Source organism: Nocardioides lianchengensis (assembly GCF_900101465.1).
Classification (GTDB): Bacteria; Actinomycetota; Actinomycetes; order Propionibacteriales; family Nocardioidaceae; genus Nocardioides; species Nocardioides lianchengensis.
The window spans coordinates 304,560-319,786 of the sequence record NZ_FMZM01000002.1; the positions used below are offsets into that span (position 1 = coordinate 304,560).

The window sequence follows — 15,227 nt, forward strand, 5'->3', positions numbered from 1 at the left end:
GGGACGTCCGCCCACGGGTCGCGGGCTACCTTAGTCGGCGTGACGTCCGAGCACCCGCACGCGGGTACCTCCCGCTGGCGCAGGCTGCTGCGTTTCCGGGGCCCGTGGACCCTCGGGCCGCCCGTGGTGGTGCTGCTGTGCGGGTCGCTCTTCGTCGTCAGCGCCCAGAACAGCGACGGCACCGACCTGCGTCCGGGGCGCTACACCGATCTCGCCGACCTGGTCCGGGCGGAGTCGGACCGCTACCAGCGGCTCCAGGACCGGGTCAGCGACCTGACCGATGACGTCACCGCCCTGACCGAGTCGGTCAACGACCGGAGCGTCAACCGCTACCGCCGCCAGATCGCCCGCTTCGAGGACCCGGCCGGCCTGGTCGAGCGCTCCGGGGAGGGCCTGACCATCACCCTCACCGACTCGCCCGAGGAGCTGGTCGAGCAGGCCACCGAGACCGGTGCGCGGCTCAGCGACTACGTCGTGCACCAGCAGGACATCCAGGCCGTGGTCAACGCGCTCTGGGCCGGCGGGGCCGAGGCGGTCACGGTGATGGGCAAGCGGATCGTGTCGACCACGGGCATCAAGTGCATCGGCAACTCGGTGTTCCTGCAGGGCCGGCCCTACTCCCCGCCGTACGTCATCTCGGCGGTCGGGGACCAGGACGACCTGCTGTCGTCTGTCGCCGACGACACGAACCTGCAGACCTACCGTCAGCAGGCCGACGACCCCGAGATCGCCATCGGCTGGGAGCTGGAGGTCGAGGACGACGTCACCGCCCCGGCGTACGACGGCCTGCTCGACCTGTCGTACGCCGAGCCGATGGAGTGACCGGTCCGGTCGAGCGCTCGGTGCCCGGCAGGCCGTCCGTCGGGTCGGTGGGGTCGGTCGGGACGCCCGGGTCCGTGGGGGTCGGCGTGGGGGTCGGCGTCGGGGTAGGCGTCGGGGTCGGCTCGACGTAGGTCGAGACGGTGAGGTAGACGATCGTCTGGTCGTCGTACTCCTTGCCGGCGGCGGGGTCCTGCTCGAACACCTGACCGTTCGGGACATCGGGGTTGCCGTCGTCCTCGAAGAAGCGCGGGACGAAGCCGAGGTCCTTGACGATCTGCTCGGCCTCCTGACGGGTCCGGCCGACCAGGTCGGGTAGGGTCTCGCGGCCGTCGGAGAAGTAGACGGTGACCGTGGAACCGGTGGTCACGGGCGTGCCGGGCGGCGGTGCGGTCCGGATCACGACGTCCTTGTCCTCGTCGGACTTCTCCTCCTTCTCGTCCGGCACCAGGCCCAGCTCCGCGAGCCGTTGCTTGACCTCGTCGCGGCTCTGGCCGACCAGGTCCACGGGCACGTTGACCTGGGGCCGGCCGGTGGAGATGGTGAAGCCGACGGTGGTGCCGGGGTCGACGAACAGGCCGGCCGTCGGCTCCTGAGAGCCGGGGATGACCCGGTTGGCGGGGACCTCGGTGCTGGCCTCGCGGGCGATCGTCCCCACGGCCAGGCCGGCGTCGCCGATCGCCGCGCGGGCCGCGCGCTCGGTCATCCCGGCCAGGTCGGGGACCTCCTCGTCCTGAGGAGCCGGCGGGAAGAGCTTGGGCCACAGCAGCACGCCACCGACGATCAGCGCGATCAGCAGCAGACCCAGGCCGACCAGCAGGCCGGTGCGCGGACCGGTGCGCTCCTCGGCCTCCGGGAGCGGGGTGGCGGCGGTCGTCGGACCGGTGACCGGCGCGACGACGGTGGTGGCCGAGGTCGGCGGGGCCGGGGGAGGCACGGTGGCCTGCACCGGACGGCCGGCGAGGTAGCGCTCGATGTCGCTGCGCATCGCCGCGGCCGACTGGTAGCGGTCCTCCAGACGCTTGGTCAGCGCCTTCATCACGATGGCGTCGATCTCGGGGGCCAGCGAGGTGTCGTGGTCGGACGGCGGCAGGGCCTGCTCGCGGACGTGCTGGTAGGCCACCGCGACCGGGCTGTCGCCGACGAACGGCGGGCGCCCCGTCAGCAGCTCGTAGAGCAGGCAGCCGGCGGAGTAGACGTCCGAGCGGGAGTCGACGGTCTCGCCGCGGGCCTGTTCGGGGGAGAGGTACTGGGCGGTGCCGACGACCGCGGCGGTCTGGGTCATCGTGTTGGCGGCGTCGCTGATCGCGCGCGCGATCCCGAAGTCCATCACCTTCACGTCGCCGCTGGGGGTGAGCATCACGTTGCCGGGCTTGATGTCGCGGTGGATGATCCCGGCGCGGTGGCTGTAGTCGAGGGCGGCGAGCACGCCGCTGGTGATCTCGAGCGCGCGCTCGGGCAGGATCTTGCGGCCCTCGCGCAGCACGTCGCGCAGCGTGCGTCCGGCGACGTACTCCATCACGATGTAGGGCTGGGAGACGCCCGAGCCGTCGCTCGCGGGCTCCTCGCCGGTGTCGTAGACGGCCACGATCGAGGGGTGGTTGAGCGAGGCCGACGACTGCGCCTCGCGGCGGAACCGGGCCTGGAAGGTGGCGTCGCTGGCCAGGTCGGTGCGCAGCCGCTTCACGGCGACGACTCGGCCCAGGCGGGTGTCGGTGCCCTTGCGGACCTCCGCCATCCCTCCTCGGCCGAGGAGCTCGCCGAGCTCGTAGCGTCCGCCGACCGTCGTCGGCTGTGGGCTGCTCATCGGGGTGTGACCTCCCGGTCGGTCTGGGGGCTCTGGCCGGCGGCGGGGGTGCTCGCACCCGCCGCGGGTGCGGACTCGGTGGGGCTCGGGGTCTCCGACGGGGTCGGCGTCTCGGACGGAGTCTCGCTGGGCTCCTCGGACGGCTCCTCCGACGGCGTCTCGCTCGGCTCCTCGGTGGGCTCGGGCTCCTCGGACGGGGTCGGCTCCTCGCTGGGCTCCTCCTCGGGGACCGGGCCCCAGTAGGAGACCCGGACCTGCTCACCCTCGTCGAGCCGGCCCGACGGGTCGACCGACGAGACGTTGCCCTCGGTGCGGTCGCCGGGGTTGTCGACCTCCCTGGTGTCGACCCGCAGGCCGAGCTCGCCCAGCTCGTCGGCCACCTCGCCGACCGGGCGACCGACGTAGTCGCTCTCCCGGATCGTGATCTCCCCGGTGTCGGCCGGCGGGGACGAGCTGTCGTCGTCGCCACCCCGGGTGGCGAGCACCGCGGCGGTCACGGCGACCACGCCGAGCAGGACCAGCAGCAGCACGACCAGCCAGCGGGTACGACGGCCGTCGCTCGCGTCGTCCTGCGCCGGCGTGGTCGTCGTGGGCGCCGGGGTCGGAGCCGGCACGGGAGCGCCGAGCACCTGCGTCTGCTGGGTGGCGGGCGGGACCACGGGCGCGACGACCTGGGTCGCGGCGTCGGCCGCGGGGTCGCGGAGCGCCGCGGCGAACGCGGCGCCGTCGGCGTACCGCTCCGCGGGGTCCTTGGCCAGCGCCCGTCGTACGACGCGGGCGAGGTCGTCCGGCACGCTCGCCGGGAGCTCCGGCACCGGGTCGTGCAGGTGCGCGAGCGCGGTCGCGACCGGCGACTCCTTGTCGAAGGGCCGGCGACCCACCAGGCACTCGAACGCGACCACGCCCAGCGCGTAGACGTCGGAGGCGGGGGTCGCGGTCTCGCCGCGGGCCTGCTCGGGGGAGAGGTACTGCGGGGTGCCCATGACCTGGCCGGTCTGGGTGATGCCGAGCCCCTCGGTGGCGCGGGCGATGCCGAAGTCGGTGATCTTCAGCTGGCGGTCGGGCGTGACCAGCAGGTTGGCGGGCTTCACGTCGCGGTGCACGATGCCGGCGCGGTGGGCGACGCCGAGTGCGTCACCGGCCTGGGCGAGCAGCTCGCGGGTCGGCACCGGGTCGAGCCCCGAGCCCACACGCAGCAGCGCGGACAGCGGCTGACCGTCGACCAGCTCCATCACCAGGAAGGGGCGCGGGATCCCGGACCCGTCGGCCGCGTCGGCCTCGCCGAAGTCGTAGACCGAGGCGATGTTCGGGTGGTGCAGGGCGGCGGCGTGCCGGGCCTCGGTCTCGAAGCGCGAACGGAACGCCGGGTCGTCGGCGTACTCGGTCTTGAGGAGCTTGACCGCCACCTCGCGGCCCAGCGTGGTGTCGGTCGCCCGCCACACCTCGCCCATGCCGCCGGTCGCGATCCGGCTGCGCAGCAGGTAGCGCCGCGCGTCGTCGGCGTACGTCTCGGGGGTTCCGGTCGTCACTTGATCACCGCTTCCATGACCGCCTTCGCGATCGGTCCGCCGATCACGCCGCCGCCGATCTCGCCGCGCGGGATGTCGGCCTTCTCGATCATCACCGCCACCGCCACCTCGGGGTCGTCGGCGGGGGCGAACGACACGAACCAGGCGTACGGCGAGACGTCGTCCTGGCCACTCTGCGCCGTGCCGGTCTTGCCCGCCACCTGGACGCCGGGGATGGCCGCCGGGCTCGCGGTGCCGTCGTTCACCGTGTAGGTCATCAGGTCGGTCAGCACCTTGGCCGTCGACGACTTCACCGCGCGCGAGAACTCCTCGGGCTGGGTGGTCTCCACGACGTCGAGGTCGGCCGACTGCACCTCGTCGACGACGTACGGCCGCATCACGACGCCGTTGTTGGCGATCCCGGCCGCGACCATCGCCATCTGCAGCGGGGTCGCGCGGACCTCGTACTGGCCGATGCCGGCCTGGCCGGTCTGCGGCTCGTTCGCGCCGTCGGGGAACACCGACTTGGCCTGCGGGCGCAGGTCCTCGAGGTAGTCCTGGTTGAAGCCGAAGGCCTCGGCCTGCTCGCGCAGCTTGTCCCCGCCGACCTGGACGGCCAGCTGGGCGAAGGTGGTGTTGCAGGAGTTGCCGAGCGCCTGGGTGAACGGGATCGTGTCGGTGCCGCAGGAGCGGCCCTCGTTGTCGATCAGCCCGGTGTCGCCGGAGGTCTGGGGCAGCTGGTACTCCGTGCCGCCGGGGACCTGGTCGTCGGCCGACTCGGCCAGCCCGTCCTCGATCGCGGCGGCCGCGGTGACCAGCTTGAAGGTCGAGCCGGGCGGCAGGGTCTTCTGGGTGCCGCGGTTGAGCATCGGCTCGGAGTCGTCGGTGGTCAGCTGCTTCCAGGCCCGGTCCACGGAGGCCTTGTCGTGGGAGGCCAGCTTGTTGGGGTCGTACGACGGAGCGGTGACCATCGCCAGGATCTTGCCGGTCTTGGGCTCCAGCGCCACGACCGAGCCCTCGACGTCGCCCGGCACGTTCGACAGCGCCTCCGCGGCCGCGTCCTGGGCGGCCGGGTCGATGGTGAGCCGGATGTTGCCGCCCTGGGTGCCCTTGTTGCTCAGCAGGTCGACCAGCCGGGTGACGAAGAGGCGGTCGTCCTCGCCGGAGAGCACGTCGTTCTGGGTGCGCTCCAGCTGGCTGGCGCCGTACGCGTAGGCGAAGAAGCCGGTGAGCGGGGCGTACTTGAAGGGAGCGTTGTAGGTGCGCTGGAACTCGTACTGGTCGTCGACCGGGACGCTCTCGGCGATCGCGTCACGGCCGACGATGATCGAGCCGCGCTCGCGCGAGAAGGCGGCGTCGAAGACCCGCTGGTTCTCGGCCCGGTCGTTGAGGGCCTCGCTGCGGAAGTACTGGAGGTACGTCGCGTTGGCCATCAGCGCGAGGAACAGCACGAGGCAGAAGATCGAGATGGTGCGGATCGGCTTGTTCACAGTCGGATCACCTGGGTCGACTCGTCGTCGGCGGACTCGTCGTCGGTGGAGAGGTCCGGGAGGGGGCGGCGGGCCAGGTCGGAGACGCGCAGCAGCAGCGCGATGATCACCCAGTTGGCGATCAGGGACGACCCGCCAGCGGAGAGGAACGGGGTGGTCAGGCCGGTGAGCGGGATCAGCCGGGTGACGCCGCCGATGACCACGAAGACCTGGAGGGCGAAGACGGCGGCCAGGCCGGTCGCGAGCAGCTTGCCGAACCCGTCGCGCGAGATCAGGGCCGCGCGCAGGCCACGCTCCACGATGAGGCCGTACATCACCAGCACGGCGAGGACGCCGGTCAGGCCCAGCTCCTCGCCGATCGCGCCCATGATGAAGTCGGAGTTGGCGAACGAGATCCGCCACGGGCTGCCCTCCCCGAACCCGCGCCCGAGCAGGCCGCCCCAGGCCATCCCGAACATCGACTCGACCAGCTGGTCGCTGGTCGGTCCGGACTCGGGCCGGTAGTAGCTGAAGGGCGAGAGCCAGATGTCGAAGCGCTGCTGGACATGGGAGAAGGCGTAGTAGCCGCCGGCGGCGCCGAGGGTGAACAGCATCCCGCCCACGACCAGCCAGCCCGGCCGCTCGGTGGAGACGTAGAGCATCACCAGGAACAGCCCGAAGAAGAGCAGGCTGGAGCCGAGGTCGCGCTGGAAGACCAGGACGCCGAGGCTGATCAGCCACATCACCAGGATCGGGCCGAGGTCGCGGCCGCGGGGCAGGTCGACGAAGAGCACCCGGCGCCCGGCCAGGGCGAGCGCGTCGCGGTGGAGGACCAGGTAGCCGGCGAAGGTGATGACGAGCAGCAGCTTGGCGATCTCGCCCGGCTGGAAGCTGAACGGCCCGACGCCGATCCAGATCTTGGCGCCGTTGATGGTCTTGCCGAGGCCCGGGACCATCGGCAGCAGCAGCAGCACGATCGCAGCGAGGCCGCTGGTGTAGGTGAACCGGGTCAGCCGGCGGTGGTCGCGGAGCACGATCAGGGTCACCGCGAAGAGGATCACGCCGAGGGTCATCCAGGTGAGCTGCGCCCGGGCGACGTCCTTCGACGCGCTGCCCGCGGCCAGGTCGAGGCGGTGGATGACGGCCAGCCCGAGGCCGTTGAGCGCCGCGACGACCGGCAGCAGCACGGGGTCGGCGTACGGCGCGACGAAGCGGATGACCAGGTGGGCGGCGATGGTCAGGGCGGCCAGCCAGCTGCTGTAGCCGACCATGTCGGCCGGGACCTCGCCCTTCACGCCGATGCCGACGGCGGCGTAGGCCCCGACGCCGACGGCGAGGGCGAGGACGAGCAGGAAGAGCTCGGCACCGCGCCGGCGGCGGTGCACGAAGCCCATCAGCCCGGACGTGCCGGGGGAGGCGGTCGGGGTGCTCATGGCGTCGACTCCGCCGGGGCCATCCGCTCGACGAGGTTCTCGACGATCTGGTGGGCGTCGTCGAGGGAGCCGTTGCCCATGCCCTCGCCCAACTGCTGCTGGTAGGTGTCGGCGAGCCGGTCGATCTCGACGTTAGTGGTCTCGTAGGGCTCCGAGAGCGAGAGGCCCGGCAGGTCGGCGTTGACCCCGCGGAAGATGACCACCTCGCCGTTCTCCTCGGCGACGTAGTACTGCTGCTGCGTCCACGACCAGGCCGCCGCGACGGCGATCCAGAGCAGGCCGAGCAGGGCCAGCGTGAGCAGGAGCCGCGAGAGCCAGACGAACCGCACCGGGGCGCGGGGGGCGTAGCGGGCCTGCTCGGGGTCGATCGGGTCGGCGTGGATCGCGTGGACGTCGTCGGGCAGGTCGGCGGGCACGGGCTCGAGCTCGCCGGTGTCGCCGGCGCGTCCGCGGAACATGCCGCCCGTGCGCGGGGCCCGGGTCGGGCGCCGGCGGAGCTCGGCGGCGGCGCCGACGAGCTGCGGCTGGAGCGGCTCGCCGTCCGCGTCGGTGGCGGGCGAGCCGTCGGACTCGGCGACGTCGGCGACGATGCAGGTGACGTTGTCGGAGCTGCCGGCCTCCAGGCTGGCGCGGACCAGCTCGACCGCGGCGAAGTCGGGCGTGCCGGCGGCGAGGATCTCGGCCAGCCGGGGGTCGTCGAGCACGCCGCTGGCGCCGTCGCTGCACAGCAGCAGCCGGTCACCGGCGACCAGCTCGAGGACGAACAGGTCGGGCTCGGCCTCGCGGACCCCGTCGAGGGCCTTGAGGATGATGTTGCGGTGCGGGTGGACCCGCGACTCGGCCTCGGTGATCCGGCCCTCGTCGATGAGGCTCTGGACGAAGGTGTGGTCGACGGTGAGCTGGCTCAGCTCGCCGTCGCGCAGCAGGTAGGCGCGGCTGTCGCCGACGTGGCCCAGGCCGATCCGCTGCCCGTCGAACAGCGCGACGGTGGCGGTGGTGCTGGTGCCGTTGAGCGCGGGGTCCTCGTCGACCAGCTCGGCGATCCGGTCGTGGGCCCGGTGCAGCGCCCCGGCGACGGCACCGAGCAGGTCCTCGCCCGGCTGCTCGTCGAGCTTGCGGAGCTGCTGCACGGCGGTGCTCGAGGCGATGTCGCCGCGGGCGGCGCCCCCGACCCCGTCGCAGACGGTGAGGAGCCAGGGGCCGGCGTACCCGGAGTCCTGGTTGTCGCGGCGGACCCGACCGACGTCGGAGAGCGCGGCGTACTGGAGGCGCAGCATCAGGGGAGACCCGTCACTTCCGGAGCTCCAGGATGGTCTTGCCGATCCGGACCTGGGTGCCGAGCGTGATCGTGGTCGGCTGGGTGATGCGGACGGTGCCGATGTAGGTGCCGTTGGTGGAGCCGAGGTCCTCGACGAACCACTGGTCACCGGACGCGGCGATCCGGGCATGCCGGGTCGAGACGTAGTCGTCGTCGAGGCGGATCGCGGCGTCGCTGCCCCGGCCGATCAGCACGGGCGCCAGGTCGAGGTCGGCGCGCTCGCCGGCGCTGGAGCCCTCGACGACCAGGACGTGGGTGGGGGCGCCGCGGCGCTTCGACGGGGGCTTGGCGGCCTTCTCCTTGCGGCGCGGCGCCTTGGCGCGCGCGGCCTCCGGGACCCGGGCGCCGAACATGTCGGAGCGGATCACCGAGATGGCCGAGAGCACGAAGATCCACAGGATCGCCAGGTAGGCGATCCGGACCAGCAGCAGGGTCAGCTCAGACATGACCGTCCTCCTCGACCACCCGGACGGTCATCGTGGTGTTGCCGATGCGGACCGTGGAGCCGTCGTCGAGCGGCGAGCGCTTGACCTTCTGGCCGTCCACGAGCATGCCGTTGGTGGAGCCGAGGTCGTGCACCTCGACCTGCACCTCTTCGCCGCGGTCGGTGTGGCGCGTGTGCACCACGAACTCGACGTGGCGGCGGCTGACCCCGGGGTCGTTGATGCGGACGTCGGCCTCGGTGCCCCGGCCGACCACCAGGCTCGGCGGCTGGAGGGGGTGCTGGGTGCCGTTGATCTCGAGCATCGCCCGCGCGCGCCGTACCTGCGTGTAGGTGGAGCTGCCGGTGACCTTCGCCTGGGCCTGCCCCTTCACCCGGAAGCGGCCGGTGGTGAGGTCGTCGGCCGCCTCGAAGGCGATGGACACCGGCCCGGGGAAGACGTAGCCCTGGGTCTCGGCGTGCAGCGTCACCTGGGCGACCAGCTCGTCGGCCATCGCGGTGTCGTAGGGCGCGAGCCGGTCCAGGTCGACCGACGACAGCTCGACGTGGAAGTCGTTGGGGACCATCCGCCGGTCGCGGGAGAGGATCTGCGCGTTGTTGTCGCACTCGCGCTGCAGGGCCGCCGCGATCTCGACCGGCTGCACCGCGGAGCGGAACGCACGCGCGAAGGCACCGGAGATCATCTGCTCCAAGCGCTGCTCGAACTTCTGGAGCCCGCCCATCCGCGTTCCCCTCTCGTCCTCGCGCCCTGCCCCCACGGCAGGCCAACCGCCCCGACCTGGCGCCGGGTTGCGACCGATCGTAACGGGGTGCCGAGAGCGGGTGCCGGACCGCCGCACGCCGGTTTGGGAATGTGTCAGCGCCTGGGATACCGTGAGGCCGCTTCACGCGCGAGTGGCGGAACGGCAGACGCGCTGGCTTCAGGTGCCAGTGTCCGAAAGGGCGTGGGGGTTCAAATCCCCCCTCGCGCACGCGAAGTGATCCGGCCCCTGGCCTGCAGAGATGCGGACCAGGGGCCGGACTGCATTTCGCCGAAATGCACTCCCGTACACACAAGCTCCTGTCGGTGCCCGCGGCTAGCGTCCGCAACGACGACAGGAGGCACCCGTGCGCAAGGTCGAGACCCTCACGAAGAGCGACGGCTCGACGACGTACCGGGTCCGGTTCCGGCACGGCATCAGCGCGAAGACCGGCAAGCCGCTGCAGACGTCGGAGTCCTTCGACCGGAAGGCCGACGCCGACACCTTCGCGAAGTGGCTCGACGCCCTCGGCCCGCAGGGCGCGCTCGACCGGCTGTACGCCGGCGAGCAAGAGAAGGGCATCCCGACACTCGACCAGGTCGCCGCCGACCACATCCGGCTGCTCACCGGCATCGAGGAGGGGACCCGGCTCGGCTACGAGCGGCTCTGGGCGCGCAGCTGGGGTCACCTCATCGGCACGACGCGCGCCGACCAGCTCACCGCCGACATCGTCCGTCAGGCAGTCAACGACCTCGCCGCCGGGAAGGGCCTGACCGGAGAGGCCTACTCCACCAAGAGCCTCGAGAACCAGCGCGGGCTCCTGTCCGGCGTGGTCGCCCGGTGCATCGAGCTCGGCCACCTCACACGCAACCCGGTCAAGGGCGTACGACTCCCGGAGGGTCGGCGGGTCGCGGTCGACTCGATCGACGACGAGGACGACGCCGAGATGGTGTGCCTGACCCACGAGGAGTGGGAGGCGCTCTACGCGACCTTCTCGCCGCACTACCTCCCCTTCCTCCGGTTCCTGGTCGGCACCGGCTGCCGCTGGGGTGAGGCCGTCGTACTCCGCCGCGGCGACGTCGACCTCGGCGCCCGGACCATCAAGATCCGGCGAGCGCTGAAGTGGTCCGGCGACGGCGCCCGAGTCATCGGGCCGCCGAAGACCAAGAAGGGCCGGCGCACAATTGCGCTGCCCGCCGAAGTCGTCAAGGACCTCCGCCCGCTGCTCGACGGCAAGGCGGGCCGCGACCTCGTCTTCACGGCCCCGCGCGGCGGGATGATCGCCCACCGGACCTTCTGGTCGAAGAACTGGCGGCCGGCGCTTTGGCGAGCGCAGCACTGCGCGGCCCACATCCCGAAGGACTGCCGGTGTGGCACCGGGGAGCCGCACCGCTGCAAGGTCCACTCGGACCCGCCGGGCGCCTGCGGGTGCCGCGGCACCCTCGCCCAGTCACCACGGATCCACGACCTGCGGCATACCCACGCGTCCTGGTTGCTCGCTGCCGGCACGCCCATCCACGTCGTCCAGGCCCGCCTCGGGCATGAGTCCATCCAGACGACCGTCGACACCTACTCCCACCTGCTGCCCGACGCCCAACTCCTCGCCGCCGAGGCCGCGTCACTGGCCTTTGCGGGCCGCGCCGGTGGAGGGTCCTGGCTGCCGCGCGTCGAGTCACTTCCGGACGATGCACTGCGTCACCTCGCCCACGCAGTTTCAGACGAAACCGCTCGCCGCAGCCCGGCCATTGCCGGGCGAGTCGCCGTTGACGGCGCGGCCTAAGACAGTCGTTCGGCCAGCCGATGTATCGAGTGCGCCTGGCCTGGACATCGAACATAGGTTCGAACTCACACTGCTCGAGGGGTGTGTCAAGCACCACCGCTGGGTAGAATTTGCTCGCGAAGGAGAACAAGATGCGCGGGTTCACAAGCATTCTGATGTACTTTCCGGCCATGACCGCCGGGATGAAGTCATGAGTTCGTACGCTCTGACGGAACCGTCGAACCTCTCGTACTCGGCTATCTCGGCTTACGCCGAGAAGGTCGGGGAGCACCATGGGATCTACTCCCGTGACGGCGTCGCAGACATCCACAGTCTTGTGGCGAAGCTGGGTGGCCACGTCATGGCTTCGACGAGCCGGGAGTCACTCCACGTGCGGGAGATCGGAGACTTCACGATCAACGTGCCTGCCACGACCTCCCCTCGACGCGACCGCTTCACGATCGCGCACGAACTTGGTCACTACTTCCTTCACTACCTGCTCCCGAAGAGGGAGGGTGAGCAGGGCTATGGGCGTGGAGGCCGCAACCGTGCGGAGACTGAGGCGAACGTCTTCGCTTCCTCGCTCTTGATGCCTGAAAGCAAGTTCCGCGAGCAGTGTCACCGACGAGAGGACGCTTGGCGTGCGGCGCTGCACTTCGACGTCTCGCCAGCAGCGGCAGAGGTCCGGGCTCAGGTCCTCCGGATCCCGTGACGCAGCCGCCAAGTTCGAAGCTCTTCCTGTCCTGCGACCTGGTCGGATCTACCAGGTATAAGCAGAGCCAGGCGGCTCGACGCGCTGGCAGGACGACCGCCGAGTGGACAGAGGGCGACGGCGTCCCCTGGCAAGTCTCGTTCCTTGAGTTCTATCTCGACTTCCCCCAGACACTGGCTCAGGAGACGAACTTGTGGATGGCGGACCGGCCGCCCGCGGACACGAGTCCTGAGTTCCGTCTGTGGAAGCCGATCGGTGACGAGCTGGTCTTCACCGTCGATCTGGAATCCGAAGTCGACGTGTACAACGCGGTGCGAATCTGGCTACGCGCCATCGACGTGTGGAACGACCGCATTGCTCCGCTTGGCATGGGCACGAAGGGCGGGGCGTTCATCGCGACGTTCCCTTATCCAGATCGCGCCGTGGCAGTGCCACGGAACACGGTCGGGTTGGGGTCGGATAAGAATCCCATCGCTGCCAACGACGAGCTGTGTGACGGTCCGCCTGATCACGAGAACTACCTCTATGACTACTTCGGTCCCTCCATCGACACGGGCTTCCGTCTGTTCGCGCAGGCGTCTCCACGACGATTCCCTATGAGCGTCGAGGTGGTGCTCGCCGTGCTTCGGGCGACCCCCGACGCCTACAACGACCTCGAGTATCACGGGGGCCGCGAGCTCAAGGGGGTCTGGGAGCAGCGGGACTATCCCTTCTTCACAGTTGACCGACGCAATGACGACAAGGTCAACGAGGCCGTCAAGTCGCTGCGGAATGACAAGGGGATGAAGGGTCCAGCGGAGGCCATCGCGCTGTGCGAGTCCTGCATCGACGCCGACAAGTGGCCGTCAAGACTCTACTTGTCCCAGGGCGCAACGGCCGCGATTCGAGAGGCGCCTACCGACCACCTGGATGGCTACAAGGACCCGAACGCGATGCACGGCTCCGAGACAGCCGACGCCGCCCAGGGATCTGAGGAATCGCTCGATGAGGGACCCCTGCCACCCGACGCTCCGCTCGGCTAATTGCCTATGTAGGCGCGGTCACGCCCCTCGGCCATCGAAGGCCGCTCGATGCTGGCGGCACCACGCCTTCACAACGACGGCGGTGAGGTCGAGCTCGGCCGCGATCGCGTGGGGGTGAGACCCCACGATCTGCTCGGCGCGGGCGTACTGCTCCGCCGTGATGAGCATCCGCGCGGCGTACTCCCAGGCTCGCCTCTCGGCGGTCGGCGTCGAGCAGCCGTCGTCGTACACGAAGTGCGCGAACTCGTGTGCAAGGGCAGGCACCAGCTGACGCAGGTTCAGATTCTGGTTCAGCTCGATGAGGCGGAGGCGGCGCTTGTACTGACCGTGGCGCTTCGGGCCCAGGTCGGCCCACTCCACCCTGACGTCGTGGTCGTCGCAGAGGTCGATGAGGTCTGCGAACCGCTCTTCGTTCAGTGGTGAGTCATGGCCTGCCGGCGTCCCGTTTCTCCGACGTCCGTCGTGCCTGGGTAGCGCGACGCTGACGCGCCGCAAGTTGTACAAGCCGCCACCGACAGTGCCGGGTGCAGAGGCCGTCACGGCGTGTCGGTTGCTTCCTGCTCGTCCGCGATGAGGCCTTCGGAGTCGTGGGCGGCGATCTCCTCGACGACCTCGTCCGTCTCGACCCCAGGCACCAGGGAGAGGGAAGCGCGCTCGTCGACCAGCGCCTTCGCGCGGGTCAGCAGCTCGGCCGGGTGGATATCGAGGACGGCGGCGACTGCCGCGAGGTCCCGGACGTTGAACGGGGTCTCGTGGCGCATCCGCTTGTTGAGTGCGGTGTGGGTCATGCCTGCGCGGGTCGCCAGGTCTCGCAGGCTGCCGATCCTGGCCTGCCACCTGGCGTCTTCGATCACGTCTACCAGCGCGTCCGCGACGCGCTGTGCGTACTCGCGGGGGGAAGTCACGGGGCGAGCCTCCCACACCAACGACCCAACTGGAACGTTTTTAGCCAATTTGGATGATTCGCTTGAGTCTGGAACGAAAACGTTCCAGACTTTCGGACATGACACCGGGGGAGTACGCAGCAGCCGTCGCTGGCGAGGTGCGAGCCGGGATGGCGCGCAAGAAGAAGAAGCAGCTCGACCTCGCTGAGGTCCTGAACATCACGACCGCGACCGCCGCTCGCCGCCTCAACGGGACCGTTCCTTTCGACGTCGTCGAGCTGATGGTCGTGGCGAACTGGCTCGACGTGCCCGTCGAGTCGCTGCAGCCGCCGACGAGGGCCGGTGCGGCCTGATGGAGACCCAGACCGTCTACGAGGTCGCCGACGAGTTCCGGTGCGGTCGCGAGAAGATCGCGAAGACCGCCCGCGAGCACGGCATCGGCATGAACCTCGGCGGAAGCGCCGGGTGGCGATTCACGGCCGCCGACAAGGAAGCGCTGCGTGAGGCGCTGAAGCCGAAGCAGGCTGTCCCCGTCGCCCGGCGCCGCCGGCGGAGGGCCGCCGCATGACGACCTCCGTCGCAGTGCCGCTCCGCGTCGTCGCGGCCGCTCGTGCCGGCGCTCACGTGGTGGCCCGTCCTCGCGGCGTGGTGCACCTCGCGCCCGCCGGCCCGCTGACCCCGTCCGGGTCTGCCCTCCCTCGTGCCGCCCGGACGGTGTGCCGCGCCAGGACCGGTCGCCTCTACCTCTTCACGCCCGGCGTCGTCGGCGTGCCGGGGGAGGGGCGCCGGTTCTGTCGCCGGTGCACGGCAATGCTCCCGATCAGCCTGGGATCCGACGTCGAGCACCTCCGGACCCGAGACGACGACCTCTTGGCGTACGGCCACCTCACCGTCGCCGACTTCACGGTCGCCGCAGTCTGGTGCCGCACGGTGGAGGAGACGCACCAGGTCGGACGGATCGCGCTCGTCGTGCTCGGCTCCACCCCGGTACGGCGTCCGGCCGACCGGGACAGCCCGTCGTACGCGTTGTGGACGTTTGAGCAGGCCCTTTTCGACCGTCGCCGGGCCCTCGCCGTCCGCGCCCTCTCACCGGAGGAGCTCGCCGCCCGCGAGGCCGAGCGCGACCACCAAGCGCTCGTCGACGACCTCGCGCGCCGCGGCCGTGCCCGGGGTCGACGCCTCGACCGCCTCCACGACATGGCCAACCAGGGCCGCTACCTCACCCGCTCCGAGCGCGAGGAGATCGGCATCTCCGCCTGACCGGCAGCGCCGCACGACATCCAGACAAGCCGGAACCCCGGCCACAGCTTGCAG

General features: G+C 70.7%; 16 protein-coding genes and 1 tRNA gene. 8 read left to right on the forward strand and 9 right to left on the reverse strand.

Annotated features, from left to right (window positions below):
- The first annotated feature begins 39 nt into the window (after positions 1–39).
- A complete protein-coding gene (locus tag BLT76_RS04990) occupies positions 40–822 on the forward strand; it encodes a DUF881 domain-containing protein (RefSeq protein WP_244509264.1) in 783 nt (260 codons plus the stop codon).
- Here BLT76_RS04990 and pknB read toward each other — a convergent pair.
- Genes pknB through BLT76_RS05025 form a run of 7 tightly spaced genes read right to left on the reverse strand, consistent with a single transcriptional unit; the run spans position 764 to position 9,518 of the window.
- A complete protein-coding gene (pknB, locus tag BLT76_RS04995) occupies positions 764–2,626 on the reverse strand; it encodes a Stk1 family PASTA domain-containing Ser/Thr kinase (protein ID WP_090851611.1) in 1,863 nt (620 codons plus the stop codon). The genes BLT76_RS04990 and pknB overlap by 59 nt on opposite strands.
- Complete coding sequence (locus BLT76_RS05000) at positions 2,623–4,155, reverse strand: serine/threonine-protein kinase (protein ID WP_244509265.1); 1,533 nt, start codon at positions 4,153–4,155, stop codon at positions 2,623–2,625. Before BLT76_RS05000 ends, pknB begins: the two co-directional genes overlap by 4 nt.
- On the reverse strand, positions 4,152–5,624 hold the full coding sequence (locus BLT76_RS05005; RefSeq protein WP_090851614.1) for a peptidoglycan D,D-transpeptidase FtsI family protein: 1,473 nt from the start codon (positions 5,622–5,624) through the stop codon (positions 4,152–4,154). Before BLT76_RS05005 ends, BLT76_RS05000 begins: the two co-directional genes overlap by 4 nt.
- Positions 5,621–7,036, reverse strand: coding sequence for an FtsW/RodA/SpoVE family cell cycle protein (locus BLT76_RS05010; RefSeq protein ID WP_090851617.1), 1,416 nt, complete (start codon positions 7,034–7,036; stop codon positions 5,621–5,623). Before BLT76_RS05010 ends, BLT76_RS05005 begins: the two co-directional genes overlap by 4 nt.
- Positions 7,033–8,313: a PP2C family protein-serine/threonine phosphatase gene (locus tag BLT76_RS05015; RefSeq protein WP_090851620.1), complete on the reverse strand. Its 1,281-nt coding sequence runs from the start codon at positions 8,311–8,313 to the stop codon at positions 7,033–7,035. The genes BLT76_RS05010 and BLT76_RS05015 overlap by 4 nt, the downstream gene beginning before the upstream one ends.
- A gap of 13 nt (positions 8,314–8,326) precedes the next feature.
- On the reverse strand, positions 8,327–8,800 hold the full coding sequence (locus tag BLT76_RS05020) for an FHA domain-containing protein FhaB/FipA (RefSeq protein WP_090851625.1): 474 nt from the start codon (positions 8,798–8,800) through the stop codon (positions 8,327–8,329).
- Positions 8,793–9,518, reverse strand: coding sequence for an FHA domain-containing protein (locus tag BLT76_RS05025; protein WP_090851627.1), 726 nt, complete (start codon positions 9,516–9,518; stop codon positions 8,793–8,795). The genes BLT76_RS05020 and BLT76_RS05025 overlap by 8 nt, the downstream gene beginning before the upstream one ends.
- 166 nt (positions 9,519–9,684) lie before the next feature.
- On the opposite strand from BLT76_RS05025, the gene BLT76_RS05030 reads away from it, so the two are divergent.
- The 4 genes from BLT76_RS05030 (at position 9,685) to BLT76_RS05045 (ending at position 13,029) form a co-directional block, all read left to right on the forward strand.
- Positions 9,685–9,767, forward strand: a tRNA-Leu gene (locus BLT76_RS05030).
- A 136-nt stretch (positions 9,768–9,903) separates the two neighbouring features.
- Positions 9,904–11,316 (forward strand): tyrosine-type recombinase/integrase, encoded by a 1,413-nt coding sequence (locus tag BLT76_RS05035; protein ID WP_090851630.1) that lies wholly within the window; start codon positions 9,904–9,906, stop codon positions 11,314–11,316.
- Positions 11,317–11,506: 190 nt separating this feature from the next.
- Positions 11,507–12,007, forward strand: a complete 501-nt coding sequence (locus BLT76_RS05040) for an ImmA/IrrE family metallo-endopeptidase (RefSeq protein WP_090851633.1) — start codon at positions 11,507–11,509, stop codon at positions 12,005–12,007.
- Positions 12,004–13,029, forward strand: coding sequence for a hypothetical protein (locus BLT76_RS05045; protein ID WP_090851635.1), 1,026 nt, complete (start codon positions 12,004–12,006; stop codon positions 13,027–13,029). Before BLT76_RS05040 ends, BLT76_RS05045 begins: the two co-directional genes overlap by 4 nt.
- A gap of 18 nt (positions 13,030–13,047) precedes the next feature.
- Here BLT76_RS05045 and BLT76_RS05050 read toward each other — a convergent pair whose 3' ends face one another.
- Together BLT76_RS05050 and BLT76_RS05055 are read right to left on the reverse strand one after the other, a co-directional pair.
- The gene (locus BLT76_RS05050; RefSeq protein ID WP_139175414.1) at positions 13,048–13,569 is read right to left on the reverse strand and encodes an ImmA/IrrE family metallo-endopeptidase; all 522 of its coding nucleotides are present in this window, start codon (positions 13,567–13,569) and stop codon (positions 13,048–13,050) included.
- Positions 13,566–13,934 carry a helix-turn-helix domain-containing protein gene (locus tag BLT76_RS05055; protein ID WP_139175415.1) on the reverse strand — a complete coding sequence of 123 codons (369 nt, stop codon included), beginning with the start codon at positions 13,932–13,934 and terminating at the stop codon, positions 13,566–13,568. The genes BLT76_RS05050 and BLT76_RS05055 overlap by 4 nt, the downstream gene beginning before the upstream one ends.
- Before the next feature lie 98 nt (positions 13,935–14,032).
- Between BLT76_RS05055 and BLT76_RS05060 the strand changes: the two genes are divergently transcribed.
- From BLT76_RS05060 to BLT76_RS25315, 3 genes are read left to right on the forward strand one after another with little or no spacing between them, the layout of a single operon-like run.
- The gene (locus BLT76_RS05060; protein ID WP_170866936.1) at positions 14,033–14,266 is read left to right on the forward strand and encodes a helix-turn-helix domain-containing protein; all 234 of its coding nucleotides are present in this window, start codon (positions 14,033–14,035) and stop codon (positions 14,264–14,266) included.
- Positions 14,266–14,481: a hypothetical protein gene (locus BLT76_RS05065; RefSeq protein WP_090851648.1), complete on the forward strand. Its 216-nt coding sequence runs from the start codon at positions 14,266–14,268 to the stop codon at positions 14,479–14,481. Before BLT76_RS05060 ends, BLT76_RS05065 begins: the two co-directional genes overlap by 1 nt.
- Positions 14,478–15,173 carry a hypothetical protein gene (locus BLT76_RS25315; RefSeq protein WP_139175416.1) on the forward strand — a complete coding sequence of 232 codons (696 nt, stop codon included), beginning with the start codon at positions 14,478–14,480 and terminating at the stop codon, positions 15,171–15,173. Before BLT76_RS05065 ends, BLT76_RS25315 begins: the two co-directional genes overlap by 4 nt.
- Positions 15,174–15,227: the final 54 nt, after the last annotated feature.